Origin of the sequence: Bacillus sp. FJAT-47783 (assembly GCF_022808615.1) — a bacterium.
Taxonomy (GTDB): domain Bacteria; phylum Bacillota; class Bacilli; order Bacillales; family Aeribacillaceae; genus Bacillus_BZ.
In genome coordinates this window covers 170,737-190,988 of record NZ_JAKZKS010000002.1, presented here as the reverse complement: position 1 = coordinate 190,988, position 20,252 = coordinate 170,737, and the positions used below count along the sequence as shown (strand labels likewise).

The 20,252-nt window shown below is 37.0% G+C and carries 23 protein-coding genes; 5 read left to right on the top strand and 18 right to left on the bottom strand.

All coding sequences use genetic code 11. The features are described from left to right. Nucleotides 1-278 precede the first annotated feature (278 nt). Together MLD65_RS03340 and MLD65_RS03335 are read right to left on the bottom strand one after the other, a co-directional pair. Complete coding sequence (locus tag MLD65_RS03340; RefSeq protein ID WP_243290449.1) at nucleotides 279-1,781, bottom strand: leucyl aminopeptidase; 1,503 nt, start codon at nucleotides 1,779-1,781, stop codon at nucleotides 279-281. 35 nt (nucleotides 1,782-1,816) lie between these two features. Further along, nucleotides 1,817-2,203 carry a DUF309 domain-containing protein gene (locus MLD65_RS03335; protein WP_243290448.1) on the bottom strand — a complete coding sequence of 129 codons (387 nt, stop codon included), beginning with the start codon at nucleotides 2,201-2,203 and terminating at the stop codon, nucleotides 1,817-1,819. Nucleotides 2,204-2,368: 165 nt separating this feature from the next. Here MLD65_RS03335 and MLD65_RS03330 point away from each other — a divergent pair, with 165 nt between their 5' ends. After that, nucleotides 2,369-2,848: a divergent PAP2 family protein gene (locus tag MLD65_RS03330; RefSeq protein ID WP_243290447.1), complete on the top strand. Its 480-nt coding sequence runs from the start codon at nucleotides 2,369-2,371 to the stop codon at nucleotides 2,846-2,848. A gap of 8 nt (nucleotides 2,849-2,856) precedes the next feature. Beyond that, entirely contained in the window at nucleotides 2,857-3,624 is a 768-nt protein-coding gene (locus tag MLD65_RS03325; protein ID WP_243290446.1) for a cobalamin-binding protein, read from the top strand. A gap of 232 nt (nucleotides 3,625-3,856) precedes the next feature. Here MLD65_RS03325 and MLD65_RS03320 read toward each other — a convergent pair whose 3' ends face one another. The 5 genes from MLD65_RS03320 to MLD65_RS03300 all read right to left on the bottom strand — a co-directional run bounded on the left by MLD65_RS03320 (nucleotide 3,857) and on the right by MLD65_RS03300 (nucleotide 7,263). Continuing rightward, entirely contained in the window at nucleotides 3,857-4,537 is a 681-nt protein-coding gene (locus MLD65_RS03320) for a 3D domain-containing protein (protein ID WP_243290445.1), read from the bottom strand. Between the two features lie 237 nt (nucleotides 4,538-4,774). After that, entirely contained in the window at nucleotides 4,775-5,095 is a 321-nt protein-coding gene (locus tag MLD65_RS03315) for a YuiB family protein (protein WP_243290444.1), read from the bottom strand. Between the two features lie 77 nt (nucleotides 5,096-5,172). Further along, the gene (locus MLD65_RS03310; protein ID WP_243290443.1) at nucleotides 5,173-5,295 is read right to left on the bottom strand and encodes a YuiA family protein; all 123 of its coding nucleotides are present in this window, start codon (nucleotides 5,293-5,295) and stop codon (nucleotides 5,173-5,175) included. A 144-nt stretch (nucleotides 5,296-5,439) separates the two neighbouring features. Beyond that, on the bottom strand, nucleotides 5,440-5,922 hold the full coding sequence (locus MLD65_RS03305; protein ID WP_243290442.1) for an NUDIX hydrolase: 483 nt from the start codon (nucleotides 5,920-5,922) through the stop codon (nucleotides 5,440-5,442). A gap of 90 nt (nucleotides 5,923-6,012) precedes the next feature. Then, a complete protein-coding gene (locus MLD65_RS03300; protein WP_279325944.1) occupies nucleotides 6,013-7,263 on the bottom strand; it encodes an FAD-dependent oxidoreductase in 1,251 nt (416 codons plus the stop codon). A gap of 396 nt (nucleotides 7,264-7,659) precedes the next feature. Here MLD65_RS03300 and yumC point away from each other — a divergent pair, with 396 nt between their 5' ends. Continuing rightward, complete coding sequence (gene yumC, locus MLD65_RS03295; RefSeq protein ID WP_243290441.1) at nucleotides 7,660-8,652, top strand: ferredoxin--NADP reductase 2; 993 nt, start codon at nucleotides 7,660-7,662, stop codon at nucleotides 8,650-8,652. A gap of 177 nt (nucleotides 8,653-8,829) precedes the next feature. Here the strand turns inward: yumC and MLD65_RS03290 are convergent, their stop codons facing one another. The 5 genes from MLD65_RS03290 to MLD65_RS03270 all read right to left on the bottom strand — a co-directional run bounded on the left by MLD65_RS03290 (nucleotide 8,830) and on the right by MLD65_RS03270 (nucleotide 12,961). After that, the gene (locus tag MLD65_RS03290; RefSeq protein WP_243290440.1) at nucleotides 8,830-9,576 is read right to left on the bottom strand and encodes a MerR family transcriptional regulator; all 747 of its coding nucleotides are present in this window, start codon (nucleotides 9,574-9,576) and stop codon (nucleotides 8,830-8,832) included. A 284-nt stretch (nucleotides 9,577-9,860) separates the two neighbouring features. Further along, on the bottom strand, nucleotides 9,861-10,223 hold the full coding sequence (locus MLD65_RS03285; protein ID WP_243290439.1) for a HesB/IscA family protein: 363 nt from the start codon (nucleotides 10,221-10,223) through the stop codon (nucleotides 9,861-9,863). Nucleotides 10,224-10,293: 70 nt separating this feature from the next. Continuing rightward, complete coding sequence (dapF, locus tag MLD65_RS03280; RefSeq protein ID WP_243290438.1) at nucleotides 10,294-11,154, bottom strand: diaminopimelate epimerase; 861 nt, start codon at nucleotides 11,152-11,154, stop codon at nucleotides 10,294-10,296. 129 nt (nucleotides 11,155-11,283) lie between these two features. After that, complete coding sequence (locus MLD65_RS03275) at nucleotides 11,284-12,507, bottom strand: NupC/NupG family nucleoside CNT transporter (protein ID WP_243290437.1); 1,224 nt, start codon at nucleotides 12,505-12,507, stop codon at nucleotides 11,284-11,286. 214 nt (nucleotides 12,508-12,721) lie between these two features. After that, nucleotides 12,722-12,961 (bottom strand): YuzB family protein, encoded by a 240-nt coding sequence (locus MLD65_RS03270; RefSeq protein WP_243290436.1) that lies wholly within the window; start codon nucleotides 12,959-12,961, stop codon nucleotides 12,722-12,724. 284 nt (nucleotides 12,962-13,245) lie between these two features. Between MLD65_RS03270 and MLD65_RS03265 the strand changes: the two genes are divergently transcribed. After that, nucleotides 13,246-14,313 (top strand): NAD(P)/FAD-dependent oxidoreductase, encoded by a 1,068-nt coding sequence (locus tag MLD65_RS03265; protein ID WP_243290435.1) that lies wholly within the window; start codon nucleotides 13,246-13,248, stop codon nucleotides 14,311-14,313. A 508-nt stretch (nucleotides 14,314-14,821) separates the two neighbouring features. Here the strand turns inward: MLD65_RS03265 and MLD65_RS03260 are convergent. The 3 genes from MLD65_RS03260 to MLD65_RS03255 form a co-directional block, all read right to left on the bottom strand. Further along, nucleotides 14,822-15,148 (bottom strand): hypothetical protein, encoded by a 327-nt coding sequence (locus tag MLD65_RS03260; RefSeq protein ID WP_243290434.1) that lies wholly within the window; start codon nucleotides 15,146-15,148, stop codon nucleotides 14,822-14,824. A gap of 33 nt (nucleotides 15,149-15,181) precedes the next feature. Next, nucleotides 15,182-15,307, bottom strand: a complete 126-nt coding sequence (locus MLD65_RS18340) for a DUF2599 domain-containing protein (protein WP_481748486.1) — start codon at nucleotides 15,305-15,307, stop codon at nucleotides 15,182-15,184. 611 nt (nucleotides 15,308-15,918) lie between these two features. After that, a complete protein-coding gene (locus tag MLD65_RS03255) occupies nucleotides 15,919-16,257 on the bottom strand; it encodes a YuzD family protein (RefSeq protein WP_243290433.1) in 339 nt (112 codons plus the stop codon). Between the two features lie 203 nt (nucleotides 16,258-16,460). On the opposite strand from MLD65_RS03255, the gene MLD65_RS03250 reads away from it, so the two are divergent. Beyond that, the gene (locus tag MLD65_RS03250) at nucleotides 16,461-16,697 is read left to right on the top strand and encodes a NifU family protein (protein ID WP_243290432.1); all 237 of its coding nucleotides are present in this window, start codon (nucleotides 16,461-16,463) and stop codon (nucleotides 16,695-16,697) included. Between the two features lie 41 nt (nucleotides 16,698-16,738). Here the strand turns inward: MLD65_RS03250 and thrB are convergent, their stop codons facing one another. From thrB to MLD65_RS03235, 3 genes are read right to left on the bottom strand one after another with little or no spacing between them, the layout of a single operon-like run. Next, nucleotides 16,739-17,659, bottom strand: a complete 921-nt coding sequence (gene thrB, locus MLD65_RS03245) for a homoserine kinase (RefSeq protein ID WP_243290431.1) — start codon at nucleotides 17,657-17,659, stop codon at nucleotides 16,739-16,741. Beyond that, nucleotides 17,656-18,717, bottom strand: coding sequence for a threonine synthase (thrC, locus tag MLD65_RS03240; protein WP_243290430.1), 1,062 nt, complete (start codon nucleotides 18,715-18,717; stop codon nucleotides 17,656-17,658). The genes thrB and thrC overlap by 4 nt, the downstream gene beginning before the upstream one ends. Next, nucleotides 18,714-20,012, bottom strand: coding sequence for a homoserine dehydrogenase (locus MLD65_RS03235; protein ID WP_243290429.1), 1,299 nt, complete (start codon nucleotides 20,010-20,012; stop codon nucleotides 18,714-18,716). The genes thrC and MLD65_RS03235 overlap by 4 nt, the downstream gene beginning before the upstream one ends. Nucleotides 20,013-20,252: the final 240 nt, after the last annotated feature.

Genomic DNA, 20,252 nt, shown 5'->3' with positions numbered 1-20,252 from the left:
CAAACAAAACGAAGTATCTATTACTTACTCCTTGTAATTGTACTGCACCACTTTAAGAGTTTTTTGCACAAGTTTTATGAATGAATTGCACGATGAATCCCTTATTTGCATTTGAAAAGTCTCTTTGTCCCTCGAATTGCATATTATCTATCATTGCCAAAATTGGACTGATACATTTGCACCGTATAGGTTTTTTATGAACGTAATGCACCTCTATTCTTTACCACCCAAGTGAAAAAACACCCAACAACCGACTTCGGTTGTTGGGTGAAAAGACGTTAGTTCACAGGTTCATATTGATCAACAAATAATGCTAATGTCCGGGTCATCACACCTGTTGCTCCTTTTGGCCCCAATGCACCGGCACTTGACGTTGTAGCTGTTCCTGCAATGTCTAAGTGTACCCATGGCGTTTGATCAGCAAATGCTTCTAAGAAGGCACCCGCCATAATGGCATGGCCTTCTCGACCTGGTGAGTTATTTAAGTCTGCCATATGACTGTTTCGAACCTTCTTTCGATCTTTATCAATAATTGGCAATCGCCATATTCTCTCTCCACATGCATACGAGGCTTCTATCACTTGTTCAAATAGGTCTTCATGATTTGTCATGGCACCCGACGTATGTGTTCCTAATGCAACAACAACTCCACCTGTTAATGTCGCTACATCAATAATGCATGATGCTTGATGTTGCTTCGCATAAAAAATGGCATCGGCAAGTGCTAACCGTCCTTCTGCATCTGTATTTAAAATTTCAACGGTTTTACCGCTCATCGTTGTAATAACGTGATCCGGTGTCATCGCGCTTCCACTAATCATATTATCGGTAGCCGGAATCACGGCCACGACATTTTGTTTCGGTTTCATTTCTCCGATAATTTCCATCGCTCCTAATACCGCTGCAGCTCCAGCCATATCCGTTTTCATATTCATTAAACTATTTTTCGGTTTAATAGAATAGCCACCCGAATCATATGTAATCCCTTTTCCAACTAGACCAATGACATCTTTCCATTCATCTTTTCCTTTATATTTAAGAACAATCATTTTGGGCGGAAGAGCAGAACCTTGGTTAACCGCTAAAAGTCCTCCCATCCCGAGCTCTTCCATTGTGTCCTTTTCTAAAATTTCAATTTCAAATCCATATGTTGTCGCTAGCTGTTCTGCATAGTGAGCTAATTCAGATGCTGTTAATAAATTACTTGGCATGTTCACTAATGTCCGGGCTGAATTTGTTCCTTTCCCATACACATACCCTTCTTTTACTTGCAACTCAATTTTTTCAACATCCTCACTCGTTACAATTGTTATAGATGAAATATGCTTTTCCGGTTCATTCGATTTATGCTTATAGTCCTTTATTTTGTACGTAGATAATGGGAAGGCTTCACCGAGTAAGTATGCGTTTTCAGCTGAGCCAATGTTTTCATGTGCAAATGTATCTAGCAAAAAGACGACTTCTTCTTTTTTATCGGCTTGAACCGTTTGAAATACTTTCCCAAATACTTCTTTCGCTACTTCTTGATCGTAATCACTTTGTTTACCGAGACCGACAATTATTAATCGCTTCATCGGCAGTTTTCCAAATGTGAAAATAGTCGTCATTTTCAACAATTTTGTAGAAATATCTCCTGATTTTATCAATGCCGACAATTCACCATTTAATTGATCATTCAATTCCTTTATAGTTCCTGATAATCCTTGAGCGTGATGAAAGAGTCCCATAACAACTGTATCCATTTTTGCATGTTGAGGTAACGCTTGTTCAATATGAAACATAAAATAATCCCCCTAAATATCATTGTACTCCTTTATCATAACAAATCATTCGTCTCATCATGTTCTTCTAAATTCAAATAAAGAGTTGGCAGTGCAGGTAAATGATTTAACTGGTCATATGAGACACGGTCTAATTCATTTGGTATAATAAATAAGCAATTTTCTATAAATTGATAAATTTCTTCTACATTTAACGACCAATAATACGGTCGATATGGATGTAAGTAACGCTGAGCCGCTTGCAGCATGAGTTTCGTCCCTCGGATATTCCCATAGCTGTAATGATATAAGGCAACCGACATTTGTAAAAGTCCTTTAATAAACAAATTCTCTTTATCACGTAACCAAATGTCTTCTAATAAATCGTGACACGTGTAATAGTCACATTTATTAAAGGATATAAAAAATTCGTAATATTCCATTGGGATAATGGCTAATGATAAACACTCCTTTATTGATTAATTTGAAGGAATTATACCATGAATCGTCAAATTACTTATACATAGCCCAATGATTAAAAATGAATATTCGACTAGCTCTAAATTGTAATTTACGATACAAACATTGAAAGGATGCTTAACAACAACATGGAACTACTATATAATTTTCCTCTTTTAGCAGCATTAAGTTCAATTTTTTTCGCACAATTTGTAAAAGTCCCGATTCAATTTATCGCTACGAAAAAGCTTGATTGGTCACTCTTAACAAGTACAGGTGGTATGCCAAGTTCACATTCTGCGGCTGTCACAGCGCTGTCGACCGGTGTCGCGATCGAACACGGGTTGGGTTCATCTATATTTGCAGTAGCGACTGTTTTTGCCATCATTACGATGTTTGATGCAACGGGTGTGCGCAGACATGCTGGAGAACAAGCAACCGTTTTAAATCAACTCGTAACAGATTTCAACCGATTTGTTGAAGAAGCAAAAGTTTGGCCAAAAACAGAAAAGCAAGAAAAAGAAAAGAAACTAAAGGAGCTCCTTGGACATCAACCGATTGAAGTCTTTTTCGGGGGATTAACAGGTATTTTATTAACATTGATCTTATATTATCTTTTTATCATGTAGGTGATATCGTGAAAATTATTTCCATTTGCCCAAGCAATACAGAGATTGTTGAATGGTTAGGACTTACAGACAAATTGATTGCTGTAGATGACGATTCAGATTGGCCGTCACAAATAAATACACTTCCAAGACTAGGCCCCGATTTATCGATTGATATCGATTTGCTCGAACAGTTTAAGCCAGACCTTGTTCTTTCTTCATTAAGTGTTCCCGGCATGGAGAAAAATGTTGAAGAGTTGGACCGGCGAGGAATTCCACAGCTTGTACTAAATCCGCAATCTCTTAATGAAATTGCAGAAGATATTTTTAAAGTCGGAAAGGCATTAAAATTAGAGGATGTAGCGAACGAAAAAGCGGATTTGTTTAAACGAAAGATTGAAGAATACGATGTTCTAGCGAAGAAAAATGTAGAACGTCCTTCTATTTATTTTGAATGGTGGCCAAAACCAATCTTTACACCAGGAAAGCAAAATTGGTTAACGGAAATAAGTGAATTAGCTGGCGGCGTAAACTGCTTTCGTGACGTGAATTTAGCAAGTGTGCAAACAGATTGGGACGATGTTTGCAGTCGAAATCCCGACTACATATGCTTAGTGTGGGTCGGTGTAAAGCAAGAAAAAATGAAAATCTCTCATGTTTTAAAACGACCCAATGCAGAGATTTTAACAGCTGTAAAAAATGAACAGATTCATCTTCTTGAGGAAGCTCTCTTTTGTCGCCCTTCCCCAAGACTTCTTGAAGGATTAAAGCAACTTGCCAACATCATCACAGATTAAGAACAAAAGCGAAGGGAGTTCGCTAAAGCGGCGTACAAACTGTACCTTTTCCGTAAGAGATAAAGGAATCACGAAGAATGTAAGTGCGTCAATGTTGACTTATCGTACGGATGAAATGGGAAGTTTGCTAGCCGTTAACGCCCAGAGCTAGACAGAAAACAACTATGATCAAAGCTGTCCACAGGTGGTAAACTTATCATTTCCTTAACAATCGAAAAGCTAAGCATTTGGCTTAGCTTTTCGATTGGATAATTTGTTGTCTAAATACTTGCATCGATTCAGTTTCATTTAATTCTCGTAACTCTTTTTCATTTAATTGACCGTTCCCTTGTTTAACGACATATACTTCTAACTCTTTCTTTCCCCATTGATTATAGACATCCTCAACGGTTTCATAATATAAATCAAGGCGATTGCCTTTAATGGCCGCCCCTTTATCTGCAACAACTCCATAACCATAGTCTGGTATAAACAAAATCGTTCCAATCGGAAAGATGTTTAAATCAGCAGCAATTGTAGAATATAAATCACGTGTGACTTTAACACCTGAATATGTAATACCGTATTCAGGGTGCCCAGGTTGTTTACCAGTGGATTCATATCCTGCTGTATATCCTGTTGCAATAACTTTTTTCTTCGGATATTGGGACCAATCAACCGCTTCTTCTAATGGTTTTGTTCCTAGATTTCCACTATTAGACGAAATAGCTGTTTGAGAAACAGGCTCAACACGTAATGACTTATCGACGAGACTTGTCCATCTTAACCCGTGTTTCGCTCCAACTTGTTCCATGCCCCACTTGACAATTTCCTTTGCTTGCACACCTGAAATCGCTTCATATGTTGTAAGTAACGCACCTAAGAATAAAATGGTCATAAAAACGCGAAGTGACCATATCCTTATACATTTCATTTTTTTCCTTTTCACTCCTCTCATCAGTAATCGTTCCCTATAGTTTCAGTGATTATACACTCCCAAAACAATTACCATATATTACTAGACGGAGTGTGAGAGAGTAAAAAGATTATGATTGTTTATACGATCTATCGGATTAAAAAAAGAGAAAAATAACGCTTTCGACATCACGTCACTTCTCACTAAAAACAAGACAAAAAAAGCGATGTACCATTCATGTGGTACATCGCTTTTTTAAAACATTTGATATCCGCGTTTACGAAGCATTTTAATGACAATTCCCGATAAAATCGCACCAACTAAACCGCTAAATAAAATTAATAGATCCGCTACAGCAAGCGAACTAACTTTTTCTCCTAATGCCTGAAATGAGTTAGAAGGTGAGCGGAAGTATTCGATAAACCTTACTTCATCTATAATAAATATACAGACAATCGGATAAATAATGGCCATAATCCAAGACATACGAAGTAGCATATTTAACAAAAATCCGATTCCAAAAAACAAGACAAGAAATAAAAGCATCGAAATAAGTAGAACAGGTAAACTTAACATGTGTCATCACCTCCAGTACACCATTTTAAGTGTACTGAATGAATGATAGACAGTCAATCAATCACTATTTGAACAAATTATGACTTTTTCCCTGTACCTTTACAGCTTTCACAAGTTTCAGATCCACCTAAAACGAGCTGGAAATATCCTTTTCCATTACAATACGGGCATTGTGTTTTCTCTACTGTTGTTGTTGTCATCTTGATCTCTCCCTTTTTCTTTTCAAATAATATATCAAGTTCTTCTTAATCGATAAAGGGAGATATTTGGACATATTCGACTATGTAAGCGAATACATCCATTCATTTCTTTTAAAATCTCTTATTTTCTTATTTTTTTGAAAATTATAAAAATAGTATATATTGACGGTATCCAAAGTGATTGCCAGGGTTAAAATGATCATATGGAATGAGCTGTTTTGATACATTCCGCTTCGCAAATTCAACAAGAAGTAAAGACGAATCCGGATCTTGCGCTAAGCTTTCCGGTGTCCGAAATTCTGCTTCTTGAATTTCTTTAGGCTCAATCATCAGTTCGGTTGAGTTCGCTTGAAGTAAAAAAATAATCATATTATCACTAATGCCTTTTTGTAAAACCCCAGATCGAATACCAACCACACCTTCCACCTGTGCGCGAATCCCAGTCTCTTCTAATACTTCTCGTACAATCGCTTCTTCAACTGTTTCTCCTTCATCTACAAATCCAGCTGGAAATGACCATTTCCCTTTTAATCCTCCATACGTTTTTTTCACTACTAACCATTCCCCACGCTCATTCACAACAATTCCTGACACACCTAACCAAACATTTTTTCGATCCTTTCTCATCGTTGTTCTCCCTTCATTTTTTATGATAGATTTACAAAACATAAAAAGGAGCAAAAGCGATTCGCTTTTGCTCCTCATTTTACAATAGGATTAGAATAACTTAAACTTACCTTTTTTCATGACTAAAGATGTGCCGCCGACCATGTATAGTGCACGGTTATCAATCATCTTTTTCATGAAGGAAGCTTTCGTTCCGACCATTTTTTTACCGAATGCTACACCTACTGCATCATCTTCACCAAGAGATGCAACCGTACCTTTAATGTCTGGCTTAAATTCAACCAATTCACCTTTGCCACGGATTAATGTAGCTAAGTTTTTCGCACACACTTCACCTTGCTGCATAGCAATTTGAGCAGTTGGCGGGTATGGACGATTGATTTCTTCATTAATTATTAATGAACAGTCACCGATGATAAATACATCCTCATGACCAGGAGCACGTAAGTCTTTCTCAACTTTCACGCGACCACGCATCGCTTCAAATCCAGAATCCTCTACAATGCTGTTTCCTCGTACACCTGCAGCCCATACAACTGTTCCCGCTTTAATTTCCTCTACTTGATCATCCTTCGCTACAACAATTCCATTTTCTGTACACTCTTTAATCGCTGTACCGATTTTGAACTCTACCCCTTTACGTTGTAAATGATCCACCGCATATTCAACTAATTCAGGATCAAATCCTGGTAATGCTGTTGGGGCAGCCTCTACACAAATGATGCGAACTTTTTTATGATCAATGTCGTACTCGCGGCAAAGCTCTGGAACACGGTTTGCCAACTCACCTAAAAACTCGATACCTGTAAATCCAGCTCCTCCAACAACGATTGTTAGACGAGTATCATCTTTTTCTTCTTCTGTATTATAAGTAGCAAATTGATATTCAATATGTTCACGAATTTGTCGTGCAGCGTTAATATTCGAGATAGAGAATGCGTATTCTTTTAATCCTTGAATACCGAATGTCTCAGGATGAGCACCTAATGATACGACAAGATAGTCATACTCAAGCTCTCCATTTTCAAGGACAACCTTCTTTTCTTCTCGGTTAATAACTTTTACGGTGTCTTGTATAAAATTGACACGACTGGAATCAATAACATCTTTAATTTGATAGCGGCAACGGTCATGATGTAATGTACCAGCAGAAGCTTCATGTAACCAAGTCGTTTCATAATGGTAATCGTGCTTATTCACTAACGTAATTTCAGCTTCATTTACACCGACCATTTTTTGAAGACGGGTTACAGTCATTAATCCTCCGTAACCTGCACCTAATACGACAACTTTAGGTTTATTCACAGGACACACCAACCTTTTATCATAGTATTTGTTCATCAATTCCTTCTTATTCAGGAATAAAAGATTGTGAAAACCTTCACTTTAAAAACCAAAAAACAACAAAACATCCACACAATTGTAAAAATATTTTCATAAAATAGTAACAATATAAATACCTATTGCCATGATATCGCTTTATTCGACGATTTTCAAGCTGTATTTTGAGTTCAGAAAAGTCAGCCTTTTCTTTATAATGGAGAGATTTACACGCTTTAACTCTGCTCTCTTTTGGCTCTAAATCATTTTCATGCTTGTTTTCTAAAAAGACACCTAACACTTCTAAAAAATCGATAAAATTTGACAAAATTAGAAAAGAGCTTTGAATAAGTATTTAAAGATATATGGCATGAATTATGCTATTATAAATGATAAGAAACGACTGGGGGGATAGGTGTGAACGAAGATCAAAAAGTTTATGATATTACAATTATTGGGGGTGGCCCCGTTGGACTTTTCACAGCTTTTTATGGCGGAATGAGGCAGGCCTCCGTGAAAATCATTGAAAGTTTACCACAGCTAGGTGGACAATTATCGGCTTTATATCCTGAGAAATACATATATGATGTTGCAGGATTCCCAAAAATTCGAGCTCAAGAGCTTGTAAACAATTTAAAAGAGCAAATGGAAAAATTTGAACAAACCGTTTGTCTTGAACAACAGGTACAAACCGTTGAAAAACAAGCAGATGGAATTTTTAAATTAACAACAAACAAAGAAATTCATTATACGAAAACGATTATTATTACAGCCGGAAACGGTGCGTTCCAACCTCGAAAGCTTCAATTAGAAGACACAGAAAAGTATGAAAAAAAGAACCTACATTATTTCGTAGACGATTTAAAGAAATTTACTGGCAAACGTGTCGCGATTTGCGGAGGGGGAGACTCGGCAGTCGATTGGGCATTAATGTTAGAGCCAATTGCTGAAGCAGTCACGATTATTCACCGTCGTGATAAGTTTCGGGCTCACGAACATAGTGTCGAAAACTTAAAGAATTCGAATGTTAACATTTTAACACCTTTTGTCCCAATTGAATTAATGGGCGAAGAACGTATCGAACAAATTGTATTAGAAGAAGTAAAAGGCGATCGAAAAGAATTGCTAGATGTTGACGATGTCATTGTCAATTTCGGCTTCGTCTCTTCTTTAGGGCCAATTAAAAATTGGGGACTAGAAATTGAAAAAAATTCGATTGTCGTTAATTCAAAAATGGAAACAAATATTCAAGGAATCTATGCCGCAGGCGACATTTGTACGTACGAAGGAAAAGTAAAGCTTATTGCAAGCGGCTTCGGTGAGGCTCCGACAGCCGTCAATAACGCCAAGGCATATATGGATCCGAAAGCACGTGTTCAACCGATGCATAGCACGAGTATGTTTAATTGAACAACGGATCTAAGGTAAACTTATTTAAGAAAGAAAAATTGTTCAATCGTATATGTGCGATTGAACAATTTTTTATTCTCGTACTCTTTCCTACATCATTTGTGCTTTTTGAATATTAAACTATTTGCTCTTTAACACACTAACCGAAAACAAATTCTATTTAGTCTAGCGTACTTTTTACTTTTTGTGCCGATCTGCAAAGACTGCCATCGCATCGCGCATAAATTTAGCTAAGCCTTCACCATATCGGTCGATGTTTTTCGTAAACCGCTCATCATCGACATACATTTGACCTAAGCCTTTAAATGCTTCAAGTGAGTAGTGATGGCCAAAATGCGTATTCAAAAAGTCGTACCATTCTTTAATGGCCGCTTGTGCTTCTTCTGATTCTGCCGAGTCATGACGAAGCGCTGCAAGCTTTCTATAAATCGTATCCCACGCTTTTGATAAAGCTTCTTGTTCATCTTTAGACAAGTTCATCACTTTCTCTTTGACCTTATCAACAGCCTGATCTCCCCACCGTTCGCATGCTTCCTGTTCATACGGATTTGCGCTAAAATCAAATCCCTCAAACCTTTCTTTATTCGTCATTTCAATCTCTCCTTTCTCATGTTGGATTGTTTTATCAATGGTTGCAATCATCTTATCGAGCCGACTGCGCTTCTCAAGCAGCATGTTTCGATGCAGTTTAAGTGCTTCAAGTCGGTCAAAAGAGGGGTTATAGATAATTTCTTTAATTTTCTTTAAAGGGAAACCGAGCTCTTTGAAAAATAAAATTTGCTGCAACGTCTCGAGATTCTCATTGGAATAAATACGATAACCAGATTCTGTTGTCTTCTCCGGATTCAATAATCCAATTTCATCATAATGATGCAGTGTGCGCACACTGACGCCAACTAAATCGGCCACTTCTTTTACTTTCATTGCTCTGTTTCCCTCCCTTTAATGTTCACTATAAAGTATTCCGTTACGTGAGAGTCAACGAAAAAATAAACTTTTTAAAAATAATGAAAGGTTCTATATAAGTAAAAGCAGCTATTTCATGTCTTTACAAAATGAGTGATCATATGAAATACACTTTCCAATTTCAATAAATAACATATACAAAACAAAAAAACCTTCTCATGTAGTTCTTATCTACAGAGAAGGCTATTTCATTACTTTTATACACAAATGTCGTTCATTAACCTAAAGTTTGTTCAAAAACTTTAACACTCCTCCGGCGTACCTTCATTTGTAGCCGTTCTGAATGAAGAACCGCAGCCGCAGTTTGCAATCGCGTTTGGATTATCGATGGTGAAGCCTCCGCCCATTAAGGATTGTTTATAATCTATTTTCGTTCCCTTCATGATAGAAATACTTTCTTGATCCATTAATATTTTTAAACCATGTTGTTCAAATAGCTGATCTTCTTCATTTTTTTCATGGTCGAAACCCATTCCATAGGAAAGGCCACTACATCCGCCGCCCTTTACGCCAATTCGTAAATAAGCGTTCTCTTCACCATGTTCTTTCATCATATCTTTTATTTGATAAGCAGCCGCTTCAGTTAACGTAATAATTTCAGACATATCCATCCCTCCAATCCTTTAATCTTAGTATATCGTGTCATTAGCCTCTACTCAAATAACGTGCCTAATCTTATTCATAATAATACGTTCCTGTGCAAATCGTCTCAGCTGGCCCTTTCATAAACACACGATTATTTTCAGACCAATTGATAAATAAGTCGCCTCCTGCAAGATGAACGACCGTTTCTGTTCCTTTTTTCAAATGGTGATTTAATACAGATGCAACGACAGCAGCACAAGCGCCAGTTCCACAAGCTTGTGTTACCCCAGATCCGCGCTCCCATACCCGAAAATGTAATTCGTGGTCATTTACGATTTCTACAAATTCTACATTCACTCCTTCTGGAAAACGAGGGTCTTTCTCTACAATGGGTCCAAACGTTGTAACAGGTGCGTTATGAATATCGTCTACATAAAAAATAATATGTGGATTTCCCATTGATACTGTCGTCGCCTCAACGATTTGTCCGTTGAAATCCATTTTTTCACTAATTGTATGCTGTTCTCCATCTCCTGCCATTGGTATTTCTTTTTTTAACAGTTTGGGCTCTCCCATGTCCACGGTGACAGATTGTACGACGCGATCGTCATTAACATGCACTTCAGCCTCTACTAACCCAGATAATGTTTCAATCAAAAATTTCTTATCATTTACTAGCTTATGTTCATACGCATATTTTGCAACACACCGCAAACCATTGCCACAATTTTTCCCTTCCGAACCATCATTATTGAAAATGCGCATTTTAACAGGAGCCTTCTCCGAAGGACAAATTAATATTAGACCGTCTGAGCCGATTCCTGTATGGACATTAGAGACTTTAACAGCTATCTCCGAAAGTTTAGACTCTTCAATGTCTTCTTCAAACATGTTGACATAAATGTAATTGTTACCTAGTCCGTGCATTTTAGTAAATTGAAATTTATTCATAAAAGCCTCCAAATCATTTGTTTTTATTAGTATAAAATGTTGGAAAGCTGTTCACAATAAAAATATCCCCCGTTTTCATATAAAAATAAAAGCTCCTTGCAATGAACAAGGAGCTTTTATTTTTTTTGATTAAAGGATAAACATACCTGCAATAGCAGCACTTAAAAGGTTAGCAAGTGTTCCGGCAACAATCGCACGAATACCAAGACGAGCAATATCTTGACGACGTGATGGTGCTAAGCCCCCAAGGCCACCTAATAAAATCGCCATTGAAGAAAGGTTTGCGAAGCCACAAAGAGCAAAGCTGATAACTGCAACCGTTTTCTCAGAAAGATTTGCAATTTCAGGTGCAAAGCTAGAGTATGCGACAAACTCATTCACAATTACTTTTTGACCAATGAAGCTTCCTGCTTGTAATGCTTCTTCCCAAGGAACACCAATGACAAAGGCAAGTGGTGCAAATAAATATCCTAGAAGTAATTCTAACGATACGTTTTTAACACCTAATAATCCGCCGATTCCGCCTAAAATGCCGTTTAGTAATGCGATTAAAGCAATAAACGCTAATAACATCGCACCAACGTTTAAGGCAAGCTGTAAACCTGTTGATGCACCTTTGGCAGCTGCATCAATGACGTTTGCTGCATCTTCATCATTTTCCATTTTGAAACCGTCTAACGTTTCAGGCTTGTCTGTTTCAGGAACTAACATTTTGGCCATAATTAATCCACCAGGGGCAGCCATAAAGCTTGCAGCTAATAAATACTCTAACGGAATACCAAGCGCAGCATAACCAAATAATACAGAACCGGCAACAGAAGCAAGTCCACCTGTCATAACAGCAAAAAGCTCTGACTTTGTCATATTTTTAATATACGGCTTAACAACTAACGGAGCCTCTGTTTGACCAACGAAAATGTTCGCAGCAGCAGACATTGATTCCGCTTTACTTGTTCCTAATATTTTGGACAAGCCGCCTCCAATGATCCGAATAACCCATTGCATAATTCCAAGATAATACAATACCGAAATAAGTGCAGAAAAGAATATAATTAGAGTTAATACTTTAAACGCAAAAATAAATCCAGTTGCTTGATTAGGATCTGCTAAGCTTCCGAAAAGGAAGGCAGTACCAGCATTCGCATAATCCACAACATTTTGAACAGTATTCGTTACACTCTGGAAGGCTTGACGTCCGACTTCCCATTTTAAAACGATAAAACCAAAAAGGACTTGAATCGCTAATCCACCTAATACAGTTCGAATACTAATGCTTTTTTTATTATTCGATAAAATAAAAGCGATTACAAAAAGGGTTACAATACCTAGAATTCCCCATAAAATATTTGTCACTTTATCCACCTCGGAAAATTAATTTTGATACTATAAAAATAACAAGGAAGTCCGACATCTGTCCACTACTTTTTTATTGTTTTTTTTTACCTTTTAGACACATTTATTTCAGTACTTATGTACAAATATTTATTGCTACATGAATTAAATTACCCATGTTCATTAATTTTCATTCCAATTCTCCAAAAAAAAAAAATGGGAGTTTAAAGCTCCCTCAAAACATTGGATTCTCTTCTAAATATTGATATATATTTTCAACGAGCTGATCAGGATCTTCCCCCATCACTACTTCTCCGTTTACAAGTGCATATAAACCTTCAAAACATTTTCCACAATATCCTAAACAACCATATTCAACAATGTCTAAATTCGGATCTTTTTCAAGTTTCTCAAGTGCGGCTTGAGAACCATTCGCTAAGTTACTAACACAAAATTCGATGATCGGTTTCAACATGATTATCCCCCCACTACCGATACTTTACCTTAATACAACATAGCTCGTCAAAATATAAAAACCTATCATAGATCATTCAAATTTTAAATAATTAGGATATACTAATTAACCTCTATCTCACACTAATGTTACACTAAATTTATCAAAACAATAATATTAGCGGTTTTATCATTAAAATATTGTGATTTAGTCATAAATTCGTTATACTTTTAGTGGCATTTTATATTATTTATTCGGATTTTACGATTGTTTTTTGGAAAAAGTGGAAAAAAGGGGAATTCACAATGAAAAAACTCGTACTTCTTGGCGGCGGATATGGTGGAATGCGCATCCTACATCGTCTTCTTCCAAATCAGCTCCCAAGTGATGTTGAAATTACGTTGATTGACAAAAACCCTTATCATTGCTTAAAGACAGAATATTATGCACTGGCTGCGGGAACGATTTCAGATCAGCATGTCCGTGTATCTTTCCCAGAACACTCTCAGCTTAGAACTGTTTATGGAGAAGTTACAGGAATTGACCGTGAAAAGAAGGTCGTTCTATTAAAAGATGGGGAATCCATTCCATACGATGATGTAGTTATCGGACTAGGTTGTGAAGACAAATATCATAACGTTCCAGGAGCAGATGAGTTTACTTACAGTATTCAGACAATTGATAGTTCTCGGAAAACATATCAGAAGTTAAATAATTTAGGCGCTGGCGAAACAGTTTGTATTGTTGGAGCTGGTTTAAGTGGTGTAGAGCTTGCTAGTGAATTAAGAGAAAGCCGCTCTGACTTAAACATCAAATTGTTTGACCGTGGAAAAATCATTCTATCGAGTTTTCCTGAGCGATTGAGTCAATATGTTCAAAATTGGTTTCAAGAGCATGGCGTAGAAGTGATTAACGGAGCAAACATTACGAAAGTAGAACCAAATGTCGTCTATAATCATGATGAACCCATTACATGTGATGTTGTCGTTTGGACAGCCGGAATCCAACCAAACCGAATTGTCCGTGACATGGACGTAGAAAAAGATCCACAAGGGCGCGTTATTTTAACTAAACATCATCATTTACCAAATGATAAACATGTATTTGTCGTCGGTGATTGTGCTAGCTTACCACACGCTCCTAGTGCACAATTAGCAGAAGCACAAGCGGAGCAAATTGTTCAAGTCCTAGAAAAACGCTGGAACAATGAACCGTTACCAGAAGAATTCCCACCTTTCAAATTAAAAGGTGTACTCGGTTCACTCGGTAAAAAAGCTGGATTTGGCGTTCTTGGCGATCGTGCCTTAACAGGGCGTGTACCGCGTCTATTAAAATCAGGCGTTCTTTGGATGTATAAATATCATAATGGGTAAAATCACTTTTCTAATCGCAAGACATCTAGAACATTGATATTTCAACATTTTTGATTTTTCACACATTATGAAATCATATTAAAATTTAATTTAGAACAGGTTTCGGACGGGTTTTTTACCCGTCCATTTTTGTTTACATACTCCAGAAGTCATTATAGCGAACTTCTCTATCCGTCGATTCTTATAACGTGTTAACAAACTTAGATGCATTTTTTATCCTACTCTTAACGGACAGTAAGACCCCACCTCAAGATTCTGTAGTAAAGAACAAAGAAGATAGGTGGGGGACAAATCCCGTAAAGGTCCGAAAATAAAGAACACGTGTGACGGCTTGTTTTAGCTTCACGAATTTTTAAGTTGTTCACGCTCTACCCTTGTAAGAAAACAACAAAAAGTCGTTTCGATTATTTTCTTCAAAACGACTTTTTTGTGTGAAACTTTGTAGTATTATTTAAGTCAACAGTGACAACTGGATTATCTTATATTTGACGTTACTAATAATCCCCAGTTACTTATCTCGTTTATTACCCAACCCTACAGCTAAGGCCAAGAAAATATATGGAAATGCTAGCAATATTAATTCTAGAAAACCATACCCATTAAACACTAAATTTTCTGGTGCATACCTGTCCACAAAAAGTCCAGAATCAACCATATAATATCCAACAAGAAGATATGTCAGTAATGAAAGTCCAAGTGTACTAATGGTAAGAAAATCTAATTTGAGTTTAACAGCAGAGATAACAAAGTAGACTATATATACGATTCCTAAAAGGATTAAAAGCACAAAAATATAATTTGGCTCAAATATAAATAGATTTGCATTGTCTACCATACAAGCTCTCCTTTACAGTAAATTTTGTTATCATTAAGGGTTACATTTCTTCTTATAAGTGTTTATAATTGATACATCAGGACGCCAAGGCTCTAAATTCCAAGAAGACTTATAAATTGTTAATGGATTAATAGCGTGGCACACAAACTGATCAAATATTCTACCTTGTTCCTGATCCTAGAGTCCAGTGAGAAGTAATGTATGCCTTTGTACAACCTCTCGTCACAACCGACAAAGTTCCTTTTCCATTAGCATAACCGCTATTCCATTTTGTAGCTTTATTATCAATTGTATCCGAACAGAATAAAGGATCCGCTATCAATGGATAATTCGTTCCTGAATAGTGAATTGTTTGATAAAGTGAATTTCCTTTCAGTTCATATGTACTTTTAACAAAATTCCCTTCACTATCAACTGCCCATGCTTTACCAATATTGAATATTATTTCACCATATACTACCATTTAATCATATTAATATAAAGATATATTTACATTTTTATATTTTTAAAATTTCTGTTATTTATTGTCATTTAATGTTCGAGAATAAAAAAGGGTATTGTATAAAATTTGATGTTATTTGGACTGACATTTTTTCACTATATTACTATAGCGGTGTAATTATCACTTCCTTTCTTTTCGATCAATTATGTGTGAACGTATCACCCAAATGATCAACAAATGAAAAAGACAGCCTAACCGCTGTCTTTTTCATTAGTGTTGTTCAGGGCTGTATTTATTCGTTAAATCCATTTATAAAAACTGCAAAACACTATACTCCTGATTCCTCTTTAGGCTTATATCCATGTTTCTCCATCTCGCTGTAAATGGTTTTTAATCGCGGACTCCCTTCTCCAACGACGACACCGTTAATCGTTACTAACGGATAAAAATATTCATCATTTAAGATTTTTTCTACGATTTCCATTTTCTCTTCATCTGTTGATGGTGCATGTATATCAATATAGGTAATTTGAAAAGGTTGATCAGGATACTTTCTTTTTAATGCAGCTTCCAACCATTCATACGTTTCCTTAGATGAAGGTAAATTAACACAGCTTGGACATAAAACTTCAGCGCCAAAAACACAAATTTCAACCATTTTAGACATAACTCATTCCCCTTTCCCCTTGGCTAATTATTTATATTGTATTCGATTCAATCGTGTATTTCCATGCATTCTGCTTAACCTTAAATATCCATATTTGAAAATAAACAAAATGTGATAAAATGAAAAAGACACCTAAACATCAATCATTAGATTTTCATCCAACATTTGAATATAATAAATGATAGGGAAAGGAGTCGATTAATATGGCAAACACGGATATGAAAGAACAAGTACAAGAAGTACTTGATAAATTACGTCCATTTTTATTACGTGACGGCGGAGACTGTGAGCTTGTAGATGTAGAAGACGGCATTGTAAAGCTTCGTCTTTTAGGTGCATGTGGAAGCTGTCCTAGTTCAACCATTACGTTAAAGGCTGGAATTGAACGGGCATTATTAGAAGAAGTACCTGGTGTCGTTGAAGTAGAACAAGTTTTTTAATCATTAGTAACAAAAGCCGGCTTTTAAGAAGCCGGCTTTTGTTATGTTAAATTTTCTACATGTTTATAAAAGATTTCAACTCCGCTTTTTTCAACCGTTAAAGGTGTCACTTCACAATGACTAAATGAAACTTGGAGCTTAGAAGCTACAAACTCCCCAAATCCTTTTGGCACAAAGCTTAAGATTGTTGGGCCCGCTCCACTTAAAACGGTCCCGTATGCTCCTAATTGCTTTGCTGTTTGTTGTACTTCACGTAGCTCTGGCACGAGTTGACTTCGATACGGTTGATGAAATAAATCGAGTTCCATCATTTTTCCCGCATCTTCCCAATTATTTTTCATTAAACTCGCGACAACCATATTACTAATGGCGTTCCCTTTTATCGCCTCTTTATACGATAAGTTTTCTGGTAATACATTTCGCGAGTCACTTGTGTATAAATAATAAGGAGGAATGACCGCAACTATATCGACATCTATAGCTTCTATTTTTTCTACATATGTTCGATCTTCACTAATATACCCAATGACAAGGCCTCCAAGTAATGAGGCACTTGCATTATCGGGATGACCTTCTCTTGCACTCGCCCAATGAACCTTTTCTTCCTTTGTCATATTTAACTGAGCTAACTCATTAGCAAGTTCAACACCTGCACTAATTGCAGCAGCACTACTTCCTAAGCCTCTTGCCATTGGGATATCACTTTCGACTTTTACGTGGCAAGGAGAAAGTGTTTTCCCGTATTCATTCGCAACAGTAGCAGCCACATCATAGATTAAATTTTCTTTCCCACGTGGAATATTTTCCACTTCTTTAGAAACGGGTTCAAAATACCATTCTGTAGAAGGGGTAATCGTTAACGTTAAGTAACGATTAAGAGCTAATCCGACGGAATCAAATCCAGGGCCTAAATTTGCCGTACTTCCAGGGACTTTAATTATTAACATGTCGCCTTCTTTCATACTGTCACAACCTCTTGCAAATGCTTTAACACGGCTGATTTTTCATTCGGTAATACAATCGGTTCAATTGAAGATACATCAATAGCTGTATTCGGATCTTTCAATCCATTTCCTGTTAAAATGGCAACGACACGGCTCCCTTTCTTAATCGTTCCGTTTTTCACATCCTTCATAACACCTGCAATGGATGCACATGATGCCGGTTCTGCAAAAACTCCTTCTGTTCTTGCAACAAGTTGATAAGCGTGTAAAATCTCTTCATCTGTAACAAGATCTATTTTTCCCTCAGACTCTTTTGCAGCATTTTCAGCAAATTTCCAGCTTGCTGGGTTCCCAATTCGAATCGCAGTGGCAATCGTTTCTGGATTTTCAATTACTTGGCCTTTTACAATCGCAGCGGCACCTTCCGCTTCAAAACCGTGCATTTTCGGAAGACTTGTTTGATGTTTTTCGTGATACTCTTTAAACCCTTTCCAATACGCTGTAATATTCCCCGCATTTCCAACAGGAATCGCCAATATGTCAGGAGCTTGACCGAGCTGTTCACATACTTCAAATGCGGCCGTTTTTTGCCCTTCAATTCGATACGGATTGACTGAGTTGACTAATGTAATCGGCATTTCTTCACATATTTCACGTACCATTTTCAGTGCATCATCAAAATTCCCATCAATTGCATAAATTTCAGCCCCGTACATCACCGCCTGGGCTAACTTTCCGAAAGCAATTTTCCCATTCGGAATAACAATGATACAGCGCATGTTGGCACGAGCCGCATAGGCTGCTGCTGCTGCAGATGTATTTCCTGTCGAAGCACACATAACCGTTGTGCTCCCTTCCTCCTTTGCTTTCGCCACAGCCATCACCATTCCGCGATCTTTAAAAGAACCGGTTGGATTTGTTCCTTCTGTTTTCACATACAGTTCAATCTCAAGCTGCTTTGATAATTTATCTAAATAAATTAGAGGCGTATTTCCTTCATTCAGTGTTAACCTAGGTGTTTGTTCATTAACTGGTAAATAATCTTTATATTGTTCAATTAGTCCTTTCCATCTCATCGTGAGCCGTTCCCTTCTACGCGATATGTGCTTTTTACTTCTGTTACAACATTTAACTCTTTTAGCTGTTGTAAAATTTCTTGAAAATCCTTTTTCGAACCTTTATGTGTGACAACGACAATTTCCGCTAACCCTTTCTCTTTCAACGGAAGCTGTAAAATTTTCTCAAAGCTAACTCCGTGATCTGAGAATATAGAGGTTATTTGAGAGAAAGCCCCAACTTCATCTTGTACATGAATACGTAAAAAGTATTGAGCAAATATCTCCTCTGGCGTCTTCATTTTCTTCTCAAATTGCGGGGAAACTGCGCTGCTTCCGTTTACACCTAAACGCATATTTTTTAATACGCCAACTAAATCGGAAACGACAGCTGTTGCCGTTGGTAAGCTACCTGCTCCCGGTCCGTAAAACATCGTTTCTCCTACCGCTTTACCGTATACATAGACAGCATTAAATTCATCATTTACCGAAGAGAGTGGATGACTGTCTGGTAATAATGTAGGTTGAACACTAACTTCTACTTTCTCACCACTTCTTTCTGCAATACCAATAAGCTTCATTGTATAGCCAAGTCGTTTACTATAATTGATGTCTTCTTCTGTAACACTTGAAATTCCTTTGACGGAAACATCCTCTAAATCCACTTCCATGGAAAATCCTAAACGAGCTAAAATCGCCATTTTCCGAGCCGCATCAAGCCCCTCTACGTCAGCTGTTGGGTCTGCTTCTGCATACCCTAATTCCTGCGCTTCTTTTAACACTTCTTCATATGGACTTCCGAATTTAGACATTTTCGTTAAAATAAAGTTTGTTGTACCGTTCACAATACCCATCATTTTCGTAATAAGATCAGAAGCTAATCCGTCGACAAGTGATCGTAAAATCGGAATCCCACCAGCAACACTGGCTTCATAAAATAAATCACAGCCATTTTCAGTTGCGGTTTTTAATAAATCCGTCCCGTAAACAGCCATTAAGTCTTTATTCGCTGTTACAACATGCTTTTTCCGTTTCAACGCTTCAAGTAAATAATCTTTCGTTTTTTCAACTCCACCCATCACTTCAATGATGACATCAATTTCATGATCTTCAATGACTTCTAGAGGGTTCGTTGTTAATAAGGACTGATCAATATCCACTTTGCGCTGCTTTTGAATATCTTGCACTAAAATCTTCTTTATTTGAACAGGACAACCGATTAAATGCATTAATTTATCCTGATGATCCTCAACAATTTTCACTACTCCAGTACCTACCGTACCAAGTCCTAGTAAACCAACCGAAATTTTCTCCACTTTACTCCAACTCCCTGTCGTTTTTTCGAGATGAACAAATGTCCTCTTAGAAAATACATCCTTTGTTATTGTCATTATAAAGATGAAACAATTATTTTACAAGAGTAAATTTTCAGTCTATGCATTCTTGTAACCGCTTACTATATTGTTGGAAAAAGAAATCATCTCTCACAAATTTTTCATGACTATTCAATGGCATTGATAACAGCAATGACAAAATGATTTTTCTCAGAGAAAAAC